17 protein-coding genes are annotated in these 16,204 nt (G+C 59.9%); 3 read left to right on the top strand and 14 right to left on the bottom strand.

Going from position 1 to position 16,204, the window contains the following annotated elements; genetic code table 11:
- Window positions 1–14 precede the first annotated feature (14 nt).
- From HU759_RS07180 to ppc, 5 genes are all read right to left on the bottom strand, one after another.
- Window positions 15–875, bottom strand: coding sequence for a DUF72 domain-containing protein (locus tag HU759_RS07180; protein WP_099548543.1), 861 nt, complete (start codon window positions 873–875; stop codon window positions 15–17).
- A complete protein-coding gene (locus tag HU759_RS07175; protein WP_017137114.1) occupies window positions 875–1,177 on the bottom strand; it encodes a hypothetical protein in 303 nt (100 codons plus the stop codon). Before HU759_RS07175 ends, HU759_RS07180 begins: the two co-directional genes overlap by 1 nt.
- Window positions 1,178–1,337: 160 nt before the next feature.
- Window positions 1,338–2,024 (bottom strand): tRNA (adenosine(37)-N6)-threonylcarbamoyltransferase complex dimerization subunit type 1 TsaB, encoded by a 687-nt coding sequence (gene tsaB, locus HU759_RS07170; protein WP_186616807.1) that lies wholly within the window; start codon window positions 2,022–2,024, stop codon window positions 1,338–1,340.
- Between the two features lie 90 nt (window positions 2,025–2,114).
- Window positions 2,115–2,762, bottom strand: a complete 648-nt coding sequence (gene adk / locus HU759_RS07165) for an adenylate kinase (RefSeq protein WP_186616806.1) — start codon at window positions 2,760–2,762, stop codon at window positions 2,115–2,117.
- A 280-nt stretch (window positions 2,763–3,042) separates the two neighbouring features.
- Window positions 3,043–5,670: a phosphoenolpyruvate carboxylase gene (gene ppc / locus HU759_RS07160; RefSeq protein ID WP_176991290.1), complete on the bottom strand. Its 2,628-nt coding sequence runs from the start codon at window positions 5,668–5,670 to the stop codon at window positions 3,043–3,045.
- A 184-nt stretch (window positions 5,671–5,854) separates the two neighbouring features.
- On the opposite strand from ppc, the gene HU759_RS07155 reads away from it, so the two are divergent.
- The 3 genes from HU759_RS07155 to HU759_RS07145 all read left to right on the top strand — a co-directional run bounded on the left by HU759_RS07155 (window position 5,855) and on the right by HU759_RS07145 (window position 7,747).
- Window positions 5,855–6,199, top strand: a complete 345-nt coding sequence (locus tag HU759_RS07155; RefSeq protein ID WP_099548541.1) for a pilin assembly protein — start codon at window positions 5,855–5,857, stop codon at window positions 6,197–6,199.
- Between the two features lie 281 nt (window positions 6,200–6,480).
- Entirely contained in the window at window positions 6,481–6,906 is a 426-nt protein-coding gene (locus HU759_RS07150; protein ID WP_017137109.1) for a DUF4398 domain-containing protein, read from the top strand.
- A 55-nt stretch (window positions 6,907–6,961) separates the two neighbouring features.
- On the top strand, window positions 6,962–7,747 hold the full coding sequence (locus tag HU759_RS07145) for an OmpA family protein (RefSeq protein WP_017137108.1): 786 nt from the start codon (window positions 6,962–6,964) through the stop codon (window positions 7,745–7,747).
- Between the two features lie 50 nt (window positions 7,748–7,797).
- Here HU759_RS07145 and HU759_RS07140 read toward each other — a convergent pair whose 3' ends face one another.
- The 9 genes from HU759_RS07140 to HU759_RS07100 form a co-directional block, all read right to left on the bottom strand.
- Window positions 7,798–7,971, bottom strand: a complete 174-nt coding sequence (locus HU759_RS07140) for a hypothetical protein (RefSeq protein ID WP_157786501.1) — start codon at window positions 7,969–7,971, stop codon at window positions 7,798–7,800.
- A 118-nt stretch (window positions 7,972–8,089) separates the two neighbouring features.
- Window positions 8,090–8,416 (bottom strand): hypothetical protein, encoded by a 327-nt coding sequence (locus HU759_RS07135; RefSeq protein ID WP_017137106.1) that lies wholly within the window; start codon window positions 8,414–8,416, stop codon window positions 8,090–8,092.
- On the bottom strand, window positions 8,413–9,318 hold the full coding sequence (locus HU759_RS07130; RefSeq protein WP_138451331.1) for an alpha/beta hydrolase: 906 nt from the start codon (window positions 9,316–9,318) through the stop codon (window positions 8,413–8,415). The genes HU759_RS07135 and HU759_RS07130 overlap by 4 nt, the downstream gene beginning before the upstream one ends.
- Window positions 9,319–9,492: 174 nt before the next feature.
- Window positions 9,493–10,770: a flavohemoglobin expression-modulating QEGLA motif protein gene (locus HU759_RS07125; protein WP_017137104.1), complete on the bottom strand. Its 1,278-nt coding sequence runs from the start codon at window positions 10,768–10,770 to the stop codon at window positions 9,493–9,495.
- A gap of 21 nt (window positions 10,771–10,791) precedes the next feature.
- Window positions 10,792–11,352 carry a hypothetical protein gene (locus HU759_RS07120; RefSeq protein WP_138453144.1) on the bottom strand — a complete coding sequence of 187 codons (561 nt, stop codon included), beginning with the start codon at window positions 11,350–11,352 and terminating at the stop codon, window positions 10,792–10,794.
- Window positions 11,353–11,409: 57 nt separating this feature from the next.
- Window positions 11,410–12,126, bottom strand: a complete 717-nt coding sequence (locus tag HU759_RS07115; protein ID WP_138453145.1) for a TetR family transcriptional regulator — start codon at window positions 12,124–12,126, stop codon at window positions 11,410–11,412.
- Window positions 12,127–12,288: 162 nt separating this feature from the next.
- A complete protein-coding gene (gene lysS, locus HU759_RS07110) occupies window positions 12,289–13,791 on the bottom strand; it encodes a lysine--tRNA ligase (RefSeq protein WP_017137101.1) in 1,503 nt (500 codons plus the stop codon).
- A 71-nt stretch (window positions 13,792–13,862) separates the two neighbouring features.
- A protein-coding gene (gene prfB, locus HU759_RS07105; RefSeq protein WP_096236834.1) for a peptide chain release factor 2 occupies window positions 13,863–14,958 on the bottom strand; the annotation gives its coding sequence in 2 pieces (ribosomal slippage) (window positions 13,863–14,885 and window positions 14,887–14,958; 1,095 coding nt in all).
- Between the two features lie 233 nt (window positions 14,959–15,191).
- Window positions 15,192–16,193, bottom strand: coding sequence for a PleD family two-component system response regulator (locus HU759_RS07100; RefSeq protein WP_017137099.1), 1,002 nt, complete (start codon window positions 16,191–16,193; stop codon window positions 15,192–15,194).
- Between the last annotated feature and the right edge of the window lie 11 nt (window positions 16,194–16,204).

Raw genomic sequence — 16,204 nt, 5'->3', positions numbered from 1 at the left:
CGGAAAAAGGAGCCCTAGAGTAACCCCAGTTGCTCCGCTGCGGGTTCCCGATGCAAGGTTGGCAGCGCTGGCAACCCCGGCAAACGCAGCATCAACTGTTGGTGAAAGCGCAGCGCCAGTTGCGCGGCGAGGCGGTTATCCGAGGTGTGCAGGAACACATAAGGCGTGCGCCCCTCTTCGATCCAGCCAGCAATTTTTTCTACCCACGGGACCAGGAACGGGTCATTGGCCTCCAGTTCCGGATGGCCGATGAAGCGCACCTGGGGAAATTGAGTCAACGCCGCCGGCCGTGTTGGTACCTTGGGCTTTTTCGATTGGGCGTGCAGCACGGCCGCCGACGTTGAAGTGCAACTGAACAGCGCACGTGGATCGAGGCAAATACGCTCCACGCCACGGTCGCGCAACAGCCGGTTGAGCCTGCGCTCGGCATCGCCCTTGGCGAAGAACTCAGGGTGACGCACTTCCACGGCCAGCGGGCGTTCCAGGCCGTCAATGAAACCCGCCAGTTCGCCCAGGCGTTGCGGCGAAAAGCTCGCCGACAATTGCAACCACAGCGGCGAAACCCGCTCGCCCAAAGGGCTCATCAAGCCGACAAAACTTTCCGCTGCCGGCAATTGCTCGCGCAAGTCGCCGCCGTGGCTGATGTCTCCGGGGAATTTGGCGGTGAAGCGAAAACCCTCAGGCATGATTTCAGCCCAGCGCTGCACCGTGGCGGCCGAGGGGCGGGCATAAAAGGTGGTGTTGCCTTCAACGGCGTTAAAGACCTGGGAATACAGGGCAAGGTAGTCGCTGGAACGGGCATCGGCCGGGTACAGGTACTCGCGCCAGGCGTTTTCACTCCAGGACGGGCAGCCGATGTAGTAAGGCAGGCGCATCAGATGTGGATGTCGAGACCCAGCACTTCCATATCCCATTCGACAAAGCCGGCGGTGGTCAGGTAGCTGGCCAGCGCGGTGGCGACGCTTTTGCTCATGGAACGGGGGAAGACCATGTCTTGCTGACGGGCAGGAAGGCCACTGATGCGTGCAGCGCCAGAACCTTGGGCACTGGGTTGCGACTCTGACTGAACCTCGATGAAGTCCGGCGAATCTTCGACGGACTCGTCTACCGTGACGTTCGCCTTGCGCGGCTTACGCTTGAGTGGGTAGGACTGTGAGGAAAAGCCGTCTATACGCATACATGCAGACTCGGTATCAATGATGGCAATTTAGCGGCACTTTCCGTGGTGCGCAAATGCTCTGGTGATAACTAGAACACATAATTTGTAAAAGGTTTACAAACCGGGGCAAATTCTGACGATTGGGGATTTTTGCTCCAAATTGCCAGCATTTTTGACGTCAAATAATCCCGCGTTCAGCCTTGGTTTGCGCAACTTTATCGCGCAGATAAACCGGTGCAGCCTGGTCGGCCGAAATCGCTTCGCCGCGCTCGAAAGCGAAACGTGCCAGGGTCAGCAAGTCTTCGGCGTGGGGCAACATGGCAGCGTCCTGCCCCGCCAATTGCACAGGGATGCGCTCGCCATAACCCCAGCCAGTACCGGCACCAAACCAATCGCCGCTGGCGTCAGCAGGCAACACCGACGATTCCGGAGGCTGTACGGCTTCCACGTCCACCAGACGCATTTCGCCAGCGGTTTCGCGGTAGCAGCCCCAATACACTTCATCCATGCGCGCATCAATCGCCGCCGCCACCTGCGAGGCGCCGTGTTCACGCAATGCACGCTGGGCCAATACCGCAAGGTTGGACACCGGCAACACCGGGCGCTCCAGCGCAAAGGCCAGGCCTTGCACCACCCCAATGGCAATACGCACGCCGGTAAAGGCGCCCGGGCCACGCCCGAAAGCAATCGCGTCCACGGCAGACAGCGTGGTGCCCGCCTCTTCCAGCAGTTGCTTGATCATCGGCAACAGCTTCTGCGCATGCAGACGCGGGATCACCTCGTAGTGGCTCGTTACCTTGCCATCATGCAGCAAGGCGACGGAGCAAGCTTCAGTCGCGGTGTCCAGGGCCAGCAGGGTGCTCATCGGTGTAGGTGTCCAAGTCGAAAAAAAGTGCGCCAGTATAAACAACAACGGCCCGCAAGCGGGCCGTTGTACGCAAAGCCGATCGAAGGATCAGCTCAGTGCTTCAAGCACCTTGGCAGTGATGGATTCTACCGAACCCACGCCAGGGATGTGGCTGTACTTCGGCTTGCCTTGGGCAGCCGAAAGCTTCTGGTAGAAATCCACCAGCGGCTTGGTCTGCGAATGGTAGACCGACAGGCGATGGCGCACGGTTTCTTCGGTGTCGTCCTTACGCTGTACCAGGTCTTCACCGGTCACATCGTCTTTACCTTCAACCTTTGGCGGATTGTAGACGATGTGGTACACGCGGCCCGAGCCTTCGTGAACGCGACGGCCCGCAATACGCTGAACGATTTCTTCGTCTTCAACTGCGATTTCAACCACAGCGTCCAGCTCAACGCCGGCTTTCACCAAGGCTTCCGCCTGGGGAATAGTGCGTGGGAAACCGTCGAACAGGAAACCGTTCTTGCAGTCTTCCTGGCTGATGCGTTCCTTGACCAGGTTGATGATCAGGTCATCGGAGACCAGGCCGCCGCAGTCCATTACGCTCTTGGCGATCAGGCCCAGTTCGGTGCCAGCCTTGACGGCGGCACGCAGCATGTCACCGGTGGAGATTTGTGGAATGCCGAATTTTTCAGTGATGAACTTTGCCTGAGTACCTTTACCGGCCCCGGGAGCTCCCAGCAGAATGACGCGCATCGATGTGCTCCTCAATTTTTTATAGAGATGACGCTCGGATTCGCCGCGTGGGGCCAATCTCGTAAAAATGTGGGTCCTGGCCGATCAAACGGCCAAAGGCTGATCAAGATACACAGCGGGCTCTATCCATACAAGCCGCCAAAAGTCGCAAGAACCGCGCCCGCCATGCAGTCATAGGTAGGGTGTGCCTGAGTGCAACCCCGCCTCCTAAACGCCGACCGCCCGTTTCCGGGCGGCCGTCGTTGTTTATCTGCAAGCCATTGAGAACACGCAGAAAACCTCAGCCAGTGTTGCGCAAACCGGCGGCAATACCGGCTACAGACACCAGCAGCGCCTGTTCCAGAGGGCTGTCCTGCGCCGCCTCCTGCTGGCGCGAGCGTGCCAGTAATTCGGCCTGCAACAGGTGCAGCGGGTCGAGGTAGGTGTTGCGCAGGCGAATGAACTCAAGCGTGTCCGGGCTATGGGCCAGCAGTTGCGACTGGCCGGTCAGGCCAAGTACCACGTCGCACGCCTGCGACAATAGGTCGCGTAAGTGCGCACCCAATGGCAGCAGGTCCGGCTGCACCAAACGCTCGTCATACAGCCGCGCAATATCGGCATCTGCCTTGGCCAGTACCATCTCGAGCATATCGATGCGGGTGCGAAAGAACGGCCATTGCTCGCGCATCTGGCCGAGCAACTCACCTTCGCCACGCTCCAGCGCCTTGCTTAATGCCGCTTCCCAACCAAGCCAGGCGGGCAGCATCAGGCGGGTTTGGGTCCAGCCGAAGATCCACGGAATCGCGCGCAGGCTCTCGATACCGCCCGCACGGCGCTTGGCCGGGCGACTGCCCAATGGCAAGCGGCCCAGCTCCTGCTCGGGTGTGGACTGGCGGAAGTACTCGACGAACTGCGGATTTTCCCGCACCACGGCGCGGTAAGCACTGACACCGTCTGCTGCCAATTCATCCATCAGATGCCGCCAGGCCGGCTCAGGTGGCGGCGGTGGCAGCAGCGTGGCTTCGAGCACGGCAGCCAGATAAAGGTTGAGGTTCTGCTCGGCAATGTCCGGCAGGCCGAACTTGAAGCGAATCATCTCGCCTTGTTCGGTCGTACGGAAACGCCCCGCCACCGAGCCTGGCGGCTGCGACAGGATCGCCGCATGCGCCGGGCCGCCGCCACGGCCAACGGTGCCGCCGCGACCATGGAACAACAGCAACTCCACCTGTTGCTCGCGGCAGATATCCACCAGCCGTTCCTGCGCCCGGTACTGTGCCCAGGCAGCGGCGGTGGTGCCGGCGTCCTTGGCCGAGTCCGAATAGCCGATCATCACTTCCTGTGGGCCTTGCAAGCGCGCGCGATAACCCGGCAATTGCAGCAGACGCTCCATCACCGGCCCGGCGTTATCCAGGTCGGCCAGGGTTTCAAACAGCGGCACCACGCGCATCGGCCGTTGCACGCCCGACTCTTTAAGCAACAGTTGCACGGCCAGCACATCCGACGCGGCACCCGCCATGGAAATGACATAAGAACCGAGTGATGCAGCCGGTGCGGCGGCGACTTCCTTGCAGGTGTTCAACACTTCGGCGGTGTCTGCCGACGGTTTGAAATAACCCGGCAGCAGCGGTCGGCGATTGGTCAGCTCTTTGCTCAGGAAGCTGATGCGCGCTTCTTCGTCCCAGTCTTCATAACGGCCCAAGCCCAGGTAATCAGTGATTTCGGTCATGGCCGCCGAGTGACGACTGGAATCCTGACGCACGTCCAGGCGCACCAGGAACAAGCCGAAGGTCACGGCACGGCGCAGGCAGTCGAGCAACGGGCCATCAGCGATCACGCCCATGCCGCACTCATGCAGCGACTGGTAGCACAGCTCCAACGGGTCGAGCAGGTCGCGGTTGTTTTGCAACACATCGGCAGGCGCAGGCGTGCTGGCGGTCAGTGAGGTATGCGCCCATTGACGCGTGGCGCGCAGGCGTTCGCGCAGTTGCTTGAGCAAGGCACGGTAAGGTTCGACGCTATCACCGACCTTGGCCTGCAATGCAGGGCTGGCCTGCTGCATCGACAGCTCGGACGCCAGATGATCGACATCTCGCAGGTACAGATCCGCCGCCATCCAGCGCGCCAGCAGCAACACTTCGCGGGTGACCGGCGCGGTGACATTCGGGTTGCCGTCACGGTCGCCACCCATCCACGAAGCAAAGCGGATCGGCGCCGCCTCAAGTGGCAGGCGCAGGCCCGTGGCGGCGTGCAAGGCCTGGTCGGCCTTGCGCAAATAATTGGGAATGGCATGCCACAGCGAATGCTCGATCACCGCAAAGCCCCACTTGGCTTCGTCTACCGGCGTGGGCCGGATGCGGCGGATCTCTTCAGTGTGCCAGGCTTCGGCGATCAGCCGCTGCAAGCGCTGGCGAATCTGCTCGCGCTCGGCGCTGGTGAGGTCGCGGTGATCCTGCAACGCCAGCTGTGCGGCAATCGCATCGTATTTCTGGATCAAGGTGCGGCGCGCCACTTCGGTCGGGTGGGCGGTGAGCACCAGTTCAATCTCCAGGCGCGCCAACTGACGGGCCAGGGACTCATTGCTGTGACCTTCGCTTTGCAGGCGCGCCAGCAACTCCGGTAATACGCGAGACTCGAAGGGCGCTGGTTGCGATTCATCGCGCCGATGGATCAGTTGGTACTGCTCGGCGATATTGGCCAGGTTGAGAAACTGGTTGAAGGCCCGGGCCACGGGCAGCAATTCATCTTCCTGTAACTGATTGAGGCGGGTGCTCAGCTCATCGCCAGCACCTCGTCTGTCAGCCTTGGCGCCTTTGCGGATCTGCTCGATCTTGTCGAGAAAAGCATCGCCGTACTGCTCTCGAATGGTGTTGCCCAGCAGCTCACCCAGCAGGTGAACATCCTCACGCAAGCGTGCATCGATATCACTCATCAGCCAATCTCCAGCCAGAAATCCGGGACGCGCAGGCCTTCCAGAGTGCCGCCCGCGTCAGTTTCTGACAAGACACTTTAAACCTTGCGACTTGCAGCTAGTCTCAACAGTGAGTCGTCGTGTTACCCACGCAGGCGACTGGACACCCATCACCGCCTGCCATCGCGGGCTTATTGAGGTTGCCATGAAAATTCGAGAACTGGCCCAACATTGGGAAGAGAACGCCAAGGGTCGCCTGACCAAAACCGAGTACGCGATCCACTTGGACGTCGAGTCCGCTGCGCGCCTGGCCGCTATCGCCGAGATGTACCCCAAGCGCAGCACCGAAGAATTGCTCGGCGAACTGATCGGCGCGGCCCTTGAAGAGCTGGAAGCGAGCTTCCCCTACATCAAGGGCCAGCATGTGATCGCCACCGATGAAGAGGGTGACCCACTGTACGAGGACGTCGGCCCGACGCCGCGCTTTCTGACTCTGTCACGCCGCTATCTGCATGATTTATCAGCCACCGCCGATAAACAGCAACACTGACAAACCTTCGACACCCCCGTTTAACCCCTGTATTCCGGGCCTCACAGAGGCTCGGAGTACCTCTGCGCAACGCGAAAGTTCAAACTTTTAAACGCTGACCAAACAGTCAGATATTTTTTTAGGCAAATCGCCATCTCCGCTGAACTTTTGAAAAAACGCTCCGGTCACAGCCAGTAAGCCATCACTTGGAACGGCCGTTTGAAAGGGCACTTGGTGCTTTACCGCCGAGCCTGCAACCGCCAACCAATGAAGTGGATTTTGATTTTTTCAGGAGTTATCCAATGGAGTTGAAGACGATGAAGACCAGCACTGCCAAATCCTCGTTTAACCATCTGCGCGGGCTGAAATTGGCCGCGCTGGCAATCGGCACCAGCTTCGTTCTGGCGGGCTGCGCCGGCAACCCGCCGACCGAGCAATACGCCGTGACCCAGTCCGCCGTAAACAGCGCAGTCAGCGCCGGCGGCACCGAGTACGCAGCGGTAGAAATGAAGTCGGCCCAGGACAAGCTCAAAGCTGCCGAACTGGCCATGCATGACAAAAACTACGACAAAGCGCGTCAACTGGCTGAGCAAGCCGAGTGGGATGCCCGAGTCGCAGAGCGCAAGGCCCAGGCTGCCAAGGCTGACCAGGCTGTGAAGGATTCCCAGAAAGCTGTGCAGGAACTGCGTCAGGAAGGCATGCGCCCGGCTGTTATCAAACAGCAATAAGCCGCCGCCACTGATTGCACTGCACCCGATATCGAATTGAAAGGACGACACGACTATGCGTAAACAATTGATGATCCCTGCCCTGCTGGCGATGAGCGTTGCTCTGGCGGCGTGCTCCACCCCGCCGAACCAGAACCTGGAAAACGCACGGACCAACTTCTCGGCCCTGCAATCCAACCCGCAAGCCACCAAGGTAGCGGCGCTGGAAACCAAGGACGCGCAGGATTGGCTGGACAAGGCTGACAAGGCCTACCGCGACAAGGAAGACGAGAAGAAGGTCGACCAACTGGCCTACCTGACCAACCAGCGGGTGGAAGTGGCCAAAGACACCATCTCGCTGCGTGAATCCGAAGCCAAGCTGAAAAACGCCGGCGACGAACGTGCTCGCGCCCTGCTGCAAGCCCGTGATGCACAGATCAAGCAACTGCAAGACAGCTTGAACGCCAAGCAGACTGATCGCGGCACTCTGGTGACCTTCGGTGACGTGCTGTTCGCCACCAATAAGTCCGACCTGAAATCCAGTGGCCTGGTGAACATCACCAAACTGGCTCAGTTCCTGCGCGACAACCCGGACCGTAAAGTGATCGTCGAAGGCTACACCGACAGCACCGGTTCGGACTCGTACAACCAGAGCCTGTCCGAGCGTCGTGCCGCTTCGGTACAACGTGCACTGGCTCAACAAGGCGTGGATATCTCGCGCATCGTGACCCAGGGTTACGGCAAGGAATACCCGGTTGCCGACAACGGCAGCGTTTCGGGCCGTGCCATGAACCGCCGCGTTGAAGTGACCATCTCCAACGACAACCAGCCAGTCAAGCCACGCTCTTCCGTTGCTAACTGATTGATTGACGCAGGATGAAAAAACCACCGGAAACGGTGGTTTTTTTTGCTTCAGAATTGGATCTGACGGTTGCTGTCGTCGCCGCCCGCCAGCTCGAACTCCGTGCGCCGCCTGGTTTCGTCCTGCTCCTTTTGGGAAAGCTCTGCGTCCCACTCGCTGAACTCATCCAAACTTTGCTGCGCCCGGGCCATATCCAACATCCTGTCTATCGCAGCAATATTCACCGTAACTCTCCCTTGGCTGGCCATTCATAAGTTATCCATCAGCAGCGCTGACAAGCCCTTAAGTGGCATCCTACGGAATACGGTTCCAGATATTTCAGTATCGCTGCATTGAAGCGCTTTACTCTTGAAGTTGCGGGGTTTCCTGGCCCATGCAACGCACGGCTTGTTTCTTGTTATTGACCAGTACGCCGCTCAAGCCTTTCTGTTCGGTATCAAACATCACCAATACGCCATCAATGCATTGCGCCACCTGCGCAGCCGGAGTCAGCGAGACCTTGTAGTCCTCGCCCGGCACGGTCTTGAGCATGGTGAAGTCGCTGAGCAACAAGGCATCTTCCGGCTTGGCGAAGTGCAAGTAGCCGTAAAACCACAGGCAGCCGACGGTGCCGATGATGGTGCCGATGCCGGTGAGGATCAGCGGGATCATGTTGCGTTCTTCGCTCATTGCGGGCTCTCTGATGAATCAACTTTAGGAATAGGGTAATTCGGTATCTCGCCCAGGCGGCGCAGGCCATTGAAGTGCTGCGGGTCGTCCAGATAGCGCAGCATCACGGTTTGCCAGGTCTTGTCGGCGAAGGTCTGCACATGGCCGCCACGGGTCAACTGCAACACCCTCGGCGGCGGCGCGGCCTGATACAGGCGAATGCCGTTGGCCACCGGCACAATCGGGTCATCCAGGCTATGGAACAGCAGCTTGGGCACGCCGGTAAGCTGGGGCATGGCATTGATCGCACTGTCGGCGTCGGGCACCAGCCACGACAGCGGCACCTGAAACGGCCATGTTAACCAGGAGGTGCTGAGGGCGAATTGTCCTACATCACGATAACTGGCGGGCACGCCGTCCAGGACCAGGGCCTTGAGCTGGGCTTGGCGCTGCGGGTGTGCCGCCAGGTAATGCACCGCCAGCGCACCGCCCAGGCTCTGGCCCAACACGATCAGCGGCTGGCCTTGGGTTTCAGGGGCCTTGTCGATCCAGCCGAATGCGGCATCGATGTCCTGATACACCGCCGGCAAGGACGGCTTGCCTTCAGACAGGCCATAACCGCGATAGTCCAGCAACAGCACTTGATAGCCCTGCTCCGGCAACCACCAGCTGCCACCCAGATGCCAGGCCAGGTTGCCGCCATTGCCGTGCAGGTGCAGCACCGTGCCTTTGAGCGGCACACCGGGTTTGGCCGGCAGCCACCAGGCATGCAGCTTTACGCCGTCGGCGGTGGTGAGGGTGACGTCGCGATAGGCCAGGTGGGCTTTTTCCGGCGTGAACGGCAGGCCGGGTTCGGGGTAGAACAGCAGTGAGCTGCAGCCGTTTAAAGTGAGTAGCAGGCAAAGAATGCCGAGGATTCTCATCCGTTGAAGCCTCGCTGATAGGTTGTACTCATTTCTCAAGAACCAATGAGATCAAATGTGGGAGCTGGCTTGCCTGCGATAGCGGTCTTTCAGTTAAAACAGCGGTGACTGATACACCGCTATCGCAGGCAAGCCAGCTCCCACCTTTTTGATTCGGTTGTGTCAGGGAAATCTCTACAGGATATTCGAGTAATCCGCCTCGATCCGGTCCAGGCTCAGGTGGTTGAGGAAGTTGGAGAAGCACATCCACGCCGCCAGGGCGTTCATGTCGCGAAACTGCTCGGGCAGGTACTTGGGTGGCACCACCAGGCCTTCGTCGACCAGTTGGCGCAAGGTGCGCATGTCTTCCAGGGTGGTCTTGCCGCAGAACAGCAGCGGCACTTGTTCCAACTTGCCTTTGCGCACGGCCAACTGGATGTAGTTGTAAACCATGATAAAGCCCTTGAGGTAGGACAAATCCTTGGTAAACGGCAGACCGGTCGGCGTCGAACCACGGAACACTCGGCTGGCATTGCCATAGCTTTCGGCCATCTCAAAGCCTTGCTCGCGGAAGAACTCGAATACCTGCAGGAAGTCGGCGCCCTCTTCGACCATATGGATGGCGCGGGTGCGGTTGGTCAGTTTGCGCAGGCGGCTGGGGTAGGAGGCAAAGGTGATGATCTCCATCAGAATCGCCAGGCCTTCCTGGGTCACCGTTGACGAGGGCGGCCCTTTGGACAGAAAGGTGCAGATCGGCTGGTTCTGGCCATTGAGCGTGGTGCCGACGTGCACCAGGCCTTCGTGCACTTCCAGCGCGCGCACATCACGCTCGTTGAACATCGCGTCGGCGCGGATCTTGATGTAGTCGGCGCCCGCCGCCGCATCGGCGACGATACCGTCGGACTCGAAGACGCGGATGGTCTCTTCGGCCTCACCGAACACCTTATTCAAACGGGTTTGCAGCAAGGCCACGGCATGCTTGGCCGTGAGCGTCTTGGCTTCGTCCTTGAGGTCGCCACGGCCGTCGATCTGGTTGAGGTAGTCAGACATCATCAGGCCCAGGTCGGCCAGCGTCGGGTCACCGGCGTGGAACGCGTCCGAGGCGGCGCCGTAGAGTTCCTGGGAAATCAGGCCGAAGTCCTCGGTGCCCCGCGCTTCGAGCATGCGCACCACCATGCGGTACTCGCGGCACATGCGGCGCATGATCTGCCCCACCGGGCTGAACTGGCCGAGGCGGCGGGTGATGTCGCGCTCGATGTTCTGGAACTCCAGCTTCACCGCGCTGGAGTCAAACGACAGCGGCCGGCCCAGGTAGTAATCGCGGTCCACGGCCGGCATGGCCTTGCCCTTGGCCTTGAGAAACCCCTGGCGAATGTTCTCGTCCCACTTCACGGCGTCGAGGACGCGAATCGGTGTTTGTGCCAGCACAATGCGATCGGACAAGGTGCGTATCGTCTGCTGGTAATCGTCCACCCGGTGCTTCCTCTTTAAACGTTATTTGCCCGCGCGCCGGTAGCGCACGGCTTCAACGAACACATCGGCATTGGCCGGGTCATCCAGATAGGCAAATACCTGGTCCATGGGGCTGTCGACCCGCACGCCGTCACCTTCGACGGTTTCCACGGTGCTGCCGCGCAAGGCATTTTGGCCTATGGCTTGATGGATCTGCTCAAGGTCGAGGTTGTAGACCACCAATTCACGCGTTTTGTCGCCCTTACCTTCAAAGTCAAAACCGGCCAGGAAGTAATTGCCACCCAAGGCCGCCGGCAACGGCGCAGAAAGGTACCAGCGGTTGCCATGGCGCGACACCGTAAACAGGTACTCATCACGCTGGCCCGGCTTGGCTTTAGGGTAGCTCACGGCCTTGTAATGCTGCTGATCGACACGGGTGATCTGCAGATTCAGCGGTTCGCCCCAGGCGTTTTTACTTGACCAGTGGCCGAGCAAGGCGTCGGGCGCGGCTTCACGGGCCGCCAGTGGATCCTTGAAGGTGACCAGGCAACCGCTGAGCAGCAGGAAGGACAAGGCGATTGCAATGACACGCCAGGCTTTCATTGGGCACCCCATCAAGTGTGGGAGCTGGCTCCCACATAAAGCAGATTGCGCACGGGGCTAGACCGAGGCCAACACCAAATGCATGTAACGCTTGAGAATCTCAAGCATCTCTTCACCCGTCAGAGGCTCAGGGCCGCCGAGCAGGCCCTGATATTCCATCCGACCGATTATCGCCGTCAACACTCTGGCATCCTGTTGCGGCTCGCGGGAACCCAATACCTGGAAAAACTGCCCGGTGCCCTGCAACAGAATCTGCTGGTGCGAGCGCACCAGCTCAGCCAGGCGCGGGTTAAGCAAGGCTTCCTGGCGAAAGGCCTGTTCGGCCATCAAGTGTTCGCGGCGATTGGTCAGTTGGCGCATCACGTAGTCGGCGGTCAGCCGTGCAATGTCATCGGCCAGTTGTGAGCGTGACTGCGAGCTGCCATCGCCATAGGCGACCATCTCGCGCAGCAGGCCTTCATTGCGCACCCACAGCTTGCCCATGAAGGCAGCGCTGCGCTCCACGTATTGGGCGAAGGTATCGGTGAGCAGGTCATCAATGTCCTTGAAGTAATAGGTGGTGGCCGACAACGGCACGCCGGCCTCTGCTGCCACCGCGCGATGGCGCACACCGCGTACCCCATCACGCACGACGATGCGCATGGCCGCATCGAGAATGTCTTGCCGGCGTTGCTCGCTGCCTCGACGGCTGGCCTTGCGGCCCTGGTACTGGACACTATCAGCCACGGCAGCAGCAATGCCGGCGGCGCCTTCTTGAGCCATTACGCGGTTCACGACAGATCTTCCTTTAATGAGTTATGCGGAGCGTCACGGGCTGCATTCCTGTGCAGAGCGTGGGAACGCTCAGCGCGTGCCTCTTGGCGCCGTTCTGCTGACGGCTGAATTCGTCACACAAAAAAGCCGCCTTATAAAAGGCGGCTTCGGATTTCGCTACGGTTACGCTTGTGGCCGCATGTGCGGGAACAAGATCACATCGCGGATCGACGGCGAGTTGGTCAACAACATCACCAACCGGTCGATACCGATACCTTCACCGGCGGTCGGCGGCATGCCGTATTCCAGGGCGCGAACGAAGTCGGCGTCGTAGTGCATCGCCTCGTCGTCACCGGCGTCCTTGTCGGCCACCTGGGCCATGAAGCGTTCGGCCTGGTCTTCTGCATCATTAAGCTCGGAGTAGGCGTTGGCGATTTCGCGGCCGCCAATGAACAGCTCGAAACGGTCGGTGACGTTCGGGTTGTCATCGTTGCGACGTGCCAGCGGCGACACTTCGAACGGGTACTGGGTAATGAAGTGCGGCTGTTCCAGCTTGTGCTCCACCAGCTCTTCGAAAATCATCACCTGCAGTTTGCCCAGGCCTTCGAAGCCCAGCACCTTGGCGCCAGCTTTCTTGGCGATGGCGCGGGCCTTGTCGATGTCGGTCAGGTCGTCAGCGGTCAGCTCAGGGTTGTACTTGAGGATCGAGTCGAACACCGACAGACGCACGAACGGCTCGCCGAAGTGGAACACCTTGTCGCCGTACGGCACGTCAGTGCTGCCCAGTACCAGCTGCGCCAGCTCGCGGAAGAGCTCTTCGGTGAGGTCCATGTTGTCTTCGTAGTCGGCGTAGGCCTGGTAGAACTCCAACATGGTGAATTCAGGGTTGTGACGGGTCGAGACGCCTTCGTTACGGAAGTTGCGGTTGATCTCGAACACTTTCTCGAAGCCGCCAACCACCAGGCGCTTGAGGTACAGCTCCGGCGCGATACGCAGGAACATTTCCAGGTCCAGCGCGTTGTGGTGAGTTTCGAACGGTTTGGCTGCGGCACCACCGGGGATGGTTTGCAGCATCGGCGTTTCCACTTCAAGGAAGTCACGCGCCATCAGGAAGCTGCGGATGTGCGCAATCACTTGCGAACGCACGCGGAAGGTCTGGCGCACGTCTTCGTTGACGATCAGGTCGACGTAGCGCTGGCGATAGCGCTGCTCGGTGTCGGTCAGGCCGTGGTGCTTGTCCGGCAGCGGGCGCAGCGACTTGGTCAGCAGGCGCACGCTGGTCATTTCAACGTAAAGGTCGCCCTTGCCGGAACGCGCCAGGGTGCCTTCGGCGGCAATGATGTCGCCCATGTCCCAGGTTTTCACCGAGGCCAGGGTTTCTTCAGGCAGGGTTTTACGGTTGACGTACACCTGAATGCGACCGGTCATGTCCTGGATCACCATGAACGAGCCACGGTTAAGCATGATGCGACCCGCCACCTTGACCGGGATTGCAGCCTCTGCCAGCTCTTCCTTGGTCTTGTCCGCGTACTGTTTCTGCAAGGCATCGCAGTAGTTGTCACGGCGGAAGTCGTTCGGGAAGGCATTACCCTTGGCGCGCTCGGCAGCAAGCTTTTCCTTGCGCAGGGCGATCAGGGAGTTTTCTTCCTGTTGCAGGGCTTGCGGGTCGAGTTGTTGGTCGCTCATGTCTTTTGAAATTCCATCACAGGTTCGTTGCCCCCACCGGTGGCAGGGGACTTAAGGTCTTGGCTGACGGTTTACAGCCCCGATTTCAAGCTGGCTTCCAGGTATTCGTCGATATCACCGTCGAGCACCTTGTCGCAATCGCTGCGTTCGATGTTAGTGCGCAGATCCTTGATCCGCGATGCATCAAGCACATACGAACGGATCTGGTGGCCCCAGCCGATATCCGACTTGGTGTCTTCCAGCGCCTGGGAAGCGGCGTTGCGCTTCTGCATTTCCTGCTCGTACAACTTGGCCCGCAGCATTTTCATGGCGGTGTCCTTGTTGGCGTGCTGGGAACGTTCGTTCTGGCAGCTGACCACGGTGTTGGTCGGTACGTGGGTAATACGCACCGCCGAGTCGGTGGTGTTTACGTGCTGGCCACCGGCACCGGAGGAACGGTAGGTGTCGATCCGCAGGTCGGCCGGGTTGATCTCGATTTCCACCTTGTCGTCGATCTCTGGCGAGACGAAAACGGCGGAGAACGAGGTATGGCGACGGTTGCCGGAGTCGAACGGGCTCTTGCGCACCAGGCGGTGTACGCCGATCTCGGTCCGCAACCAGCCAAAGGCGTATTCGCCCTTGATGTGCACGGTCGCGCCTTTGATACCGGCGACTTCACCGGCCGACAGTTCCATGATGGTAGCGTCGAAACCGCGTTTATCCGCCCAGCGCAGGTACATGCGCAGCAGGATGTTGGCCCAGTCCTGGGCCTCGGTGCCGCCGGAACCGGCCTGGATGTCCAGGTAGGCGTTGTTCGGGTCCATTTCGTGGCTGAACATGCGGCGGAATTCAAGCTTGGCGAGGTTTTCCTCGAGACGGGCCAGCTCGGCGACGACATCGCCCACTGCGCCTTCGTCGTTTTCTTCGACAGCCATGTCCAGCAGGTCGCGGCAATCGCCCAGACCGGTGTTCAACTCGTCGAGGGTGTCGACGATCTGCGCCAGCGCAGCACGCTCGCGGCCCAGTTCCTGGGCGTATTCAGGTTTGTTCCAGACAGCCGGATCTTCAAGCTCGCGATTGACTTCGGTCAGACGCTCATGCTTTTGATCGTAGTCAAAGATACCCCCGAATAGTTTCGGAGCGCTCGGACAGGTCCTTGATGGTGTTAAGGATCGGGTTGATTTCCATGGCGGGCAGCACTCGTTGGCGAACTTTTGAAAGCCGACGAGTATAACGACAAACCGGCGCTAACGGCAGCCCGCTTGGCGAAAAGGCGGGGTTGTTGACGATCTCCAGAACGATTGAGATCAAATGTGGGAGCTGGCTTGCCTGCGATAGCGGTGTATCAGGTACAGATGTGGTAACTGACAGGCCGCTATCGCAGGCAAGCCAGCTCCCACAAGGGTTCGGCGGTGTTCTGCTTACTCGATACCGACCTGATTGCGCCCGTTATGCTTGGCCGTGTACAACCCCTTGTCCGCCGCCATGATCAACTGCCGACAATCCGTACCCTGCAACGGCGTCATGGTCGACAGGCCAATACTGATGGTCAGGCTCGCCCCTTCTGCCGGGGCAATGTGCGGGATCTTCAGCCCCGCAACCGCCATGCGCAGCTTCTCGGCCACCAGGCGCGCACCGCCCGGCGAGGTATTGGGCAGCACCAACGCAAACTCTTCACCGCCGTACCGCGCCGGCAAGTCCGAAGGTCGGCTGCTGGCTTCACGGATGCTCGCGGCGACTTTGCGCAGGGCTTCATCACCTTCGACGTGGCCAAAGCTGTCGTTGTAGGTCTTGAAGAAGTCCACATCGATCATCAACAACGACAGCTGGGTCTGGTCACGCATGGCACGGCGCCATTCCAGCTCCAGGTATTCGTCAAAGTGGCGGCGGTTGGACAGCCCGGTGAGGCCATCGGAGTTCATCAGCCGCTGCAGCACCAGGTTGGTGTCCAGCAATTGCTGCTGGCTCACACGCAGCGCGCGGTACGCCGCATCGCGCTGCAACAGCGTCATATACGAGCGCGAGTGATAGCGAATGCGCGCCACCAGCTCGATGTTATCCGGCAGCTTGACCAGGTAATCATTGGCTCCGGCCGAAAACGCCGCGCTCTTGATCAGCGGGTCTTCCTTGGTCGAAAGCACGATGATCGGGATATTCGCCGTGGCCGGGTGGTTGCGGTATTCGCGCACCAGTGTCAGGCCATCAAGACCGGGCATCACCAGGTCTTGCAGGATCACCGTCGGTTTGATGCGGATCGCCTGGGCAATCGCCTGATGCGGGTCGGCGCAAAAGTGAAAGTCGATGTTTTCTTCGTGAGCCAGGCCGCGCCGCACAGCTTCGCCGATCATGGCCTGGTCGTCGACCAGCAACACCATGGCAGCGTTTTCGTCGGTCTTGATGTCGTCGATCTGTAAATCATTCATGTGCAGTCACC

This window comes from Pseudomonas sp. OE 28.3, from assembly GCF_014268205.2.
Taxonomy (GTDB): Bacteria; Pseudomonadota; Gammaproteobacteria; order Pseudomonadales; family Pseudomonadaceae; genus Aquipseudomonas; species Aquipseudomonas edaphica.
This window is presented reverse-complemented; position numbering and strand designations above follow the sequence as displayed.

Coding starts and splice junctions, on each gene's coding strand:
- HU759_RS07180 (WP_099548543.1), bottom strand. CDS start 875: ATGCGCCTGCCTTACTACATCGGCTGCCCGTCCTGGAGTGAAAACGCC.
- HU759_RS07175 (WP_017137114.1), bottom strand. CDS start 1,177: ATGCGTATAGACGGCTTTTCCTCACAGTCCTACCCACTCAAGCGTAAG.
- tsaB (WP_186616807.1), bottom strand. CDS start 2,024: ATGAGCACCCTGCTGGCCCTGGACACCGCGACTGAAGCTTGCTCCGTC.
- adk (WP_186616806.1), bottom strand. CDS start 2,762: ATGCGCGTCATTCTGCTGGGAGCTCCCGGGGCCGGTAAAGGTACTCAG.
- ppc (WP_176991290.1), bottom strand. CDS start 5,670: ATGAGTGATATCGATGCACGCTTGCGTGAGGATGTTCACCTGCTGGGT.
- HU759_RS07155 (WP_099548541.1), top strand. CDS start 5,855: ATGAAAATTCGAGAACTGGCCCAACATTGGGAAGAGAACGCCAAGGGT.
- HU759_RS07150 (WP_017137109.1), top strand. CDS start 6,481: ATGGAGTTGAAGACGATGAAGACCAGCACTGCCAAATCCTCGTTTAAC.
- HU759_RS07145 (WP_017137108.1), top strand. CDS start 6,962: ATGCGTAAACAATTGATGATCCCTGCCCTGCTGGCGATGAGCGTTGCT.
- HU759_RS07135 (WP_017137106.1), bottom strand. CDS start 8,416: ATGAGCGAAGAACGCAACATGATCCCGCTGATCCTCACCGGCATCGGC.
- HU759_RS07130 (WP_138451331.1), bottom strand. CDS start 9,318: ATGAGAATCCTCGGCATTCTTTGCCTGCTACTCACTTTAAACGGCTGC.
- HU759_RS07120 (WP_138453144.1), bottom strand. CDS start 11,352: ATGAAAGCCTGGCGTGTCATTGCAATCGCCTTGTCCTTCCTGCTGCTC.
- lysS (WP_017137101.1), bottom strand. CDS start 13,791: ATGAGCGACCAACAACTCGACCCGCAAGCCCTGCAACAGGAAGAAAAC.
- HU759_RS07100 (WP_017137099.1), bottom strand. CDS start 16,193: ATGAATGATTTACAGATCGACGACATCAAGACCGACGAAAACGCTGCC.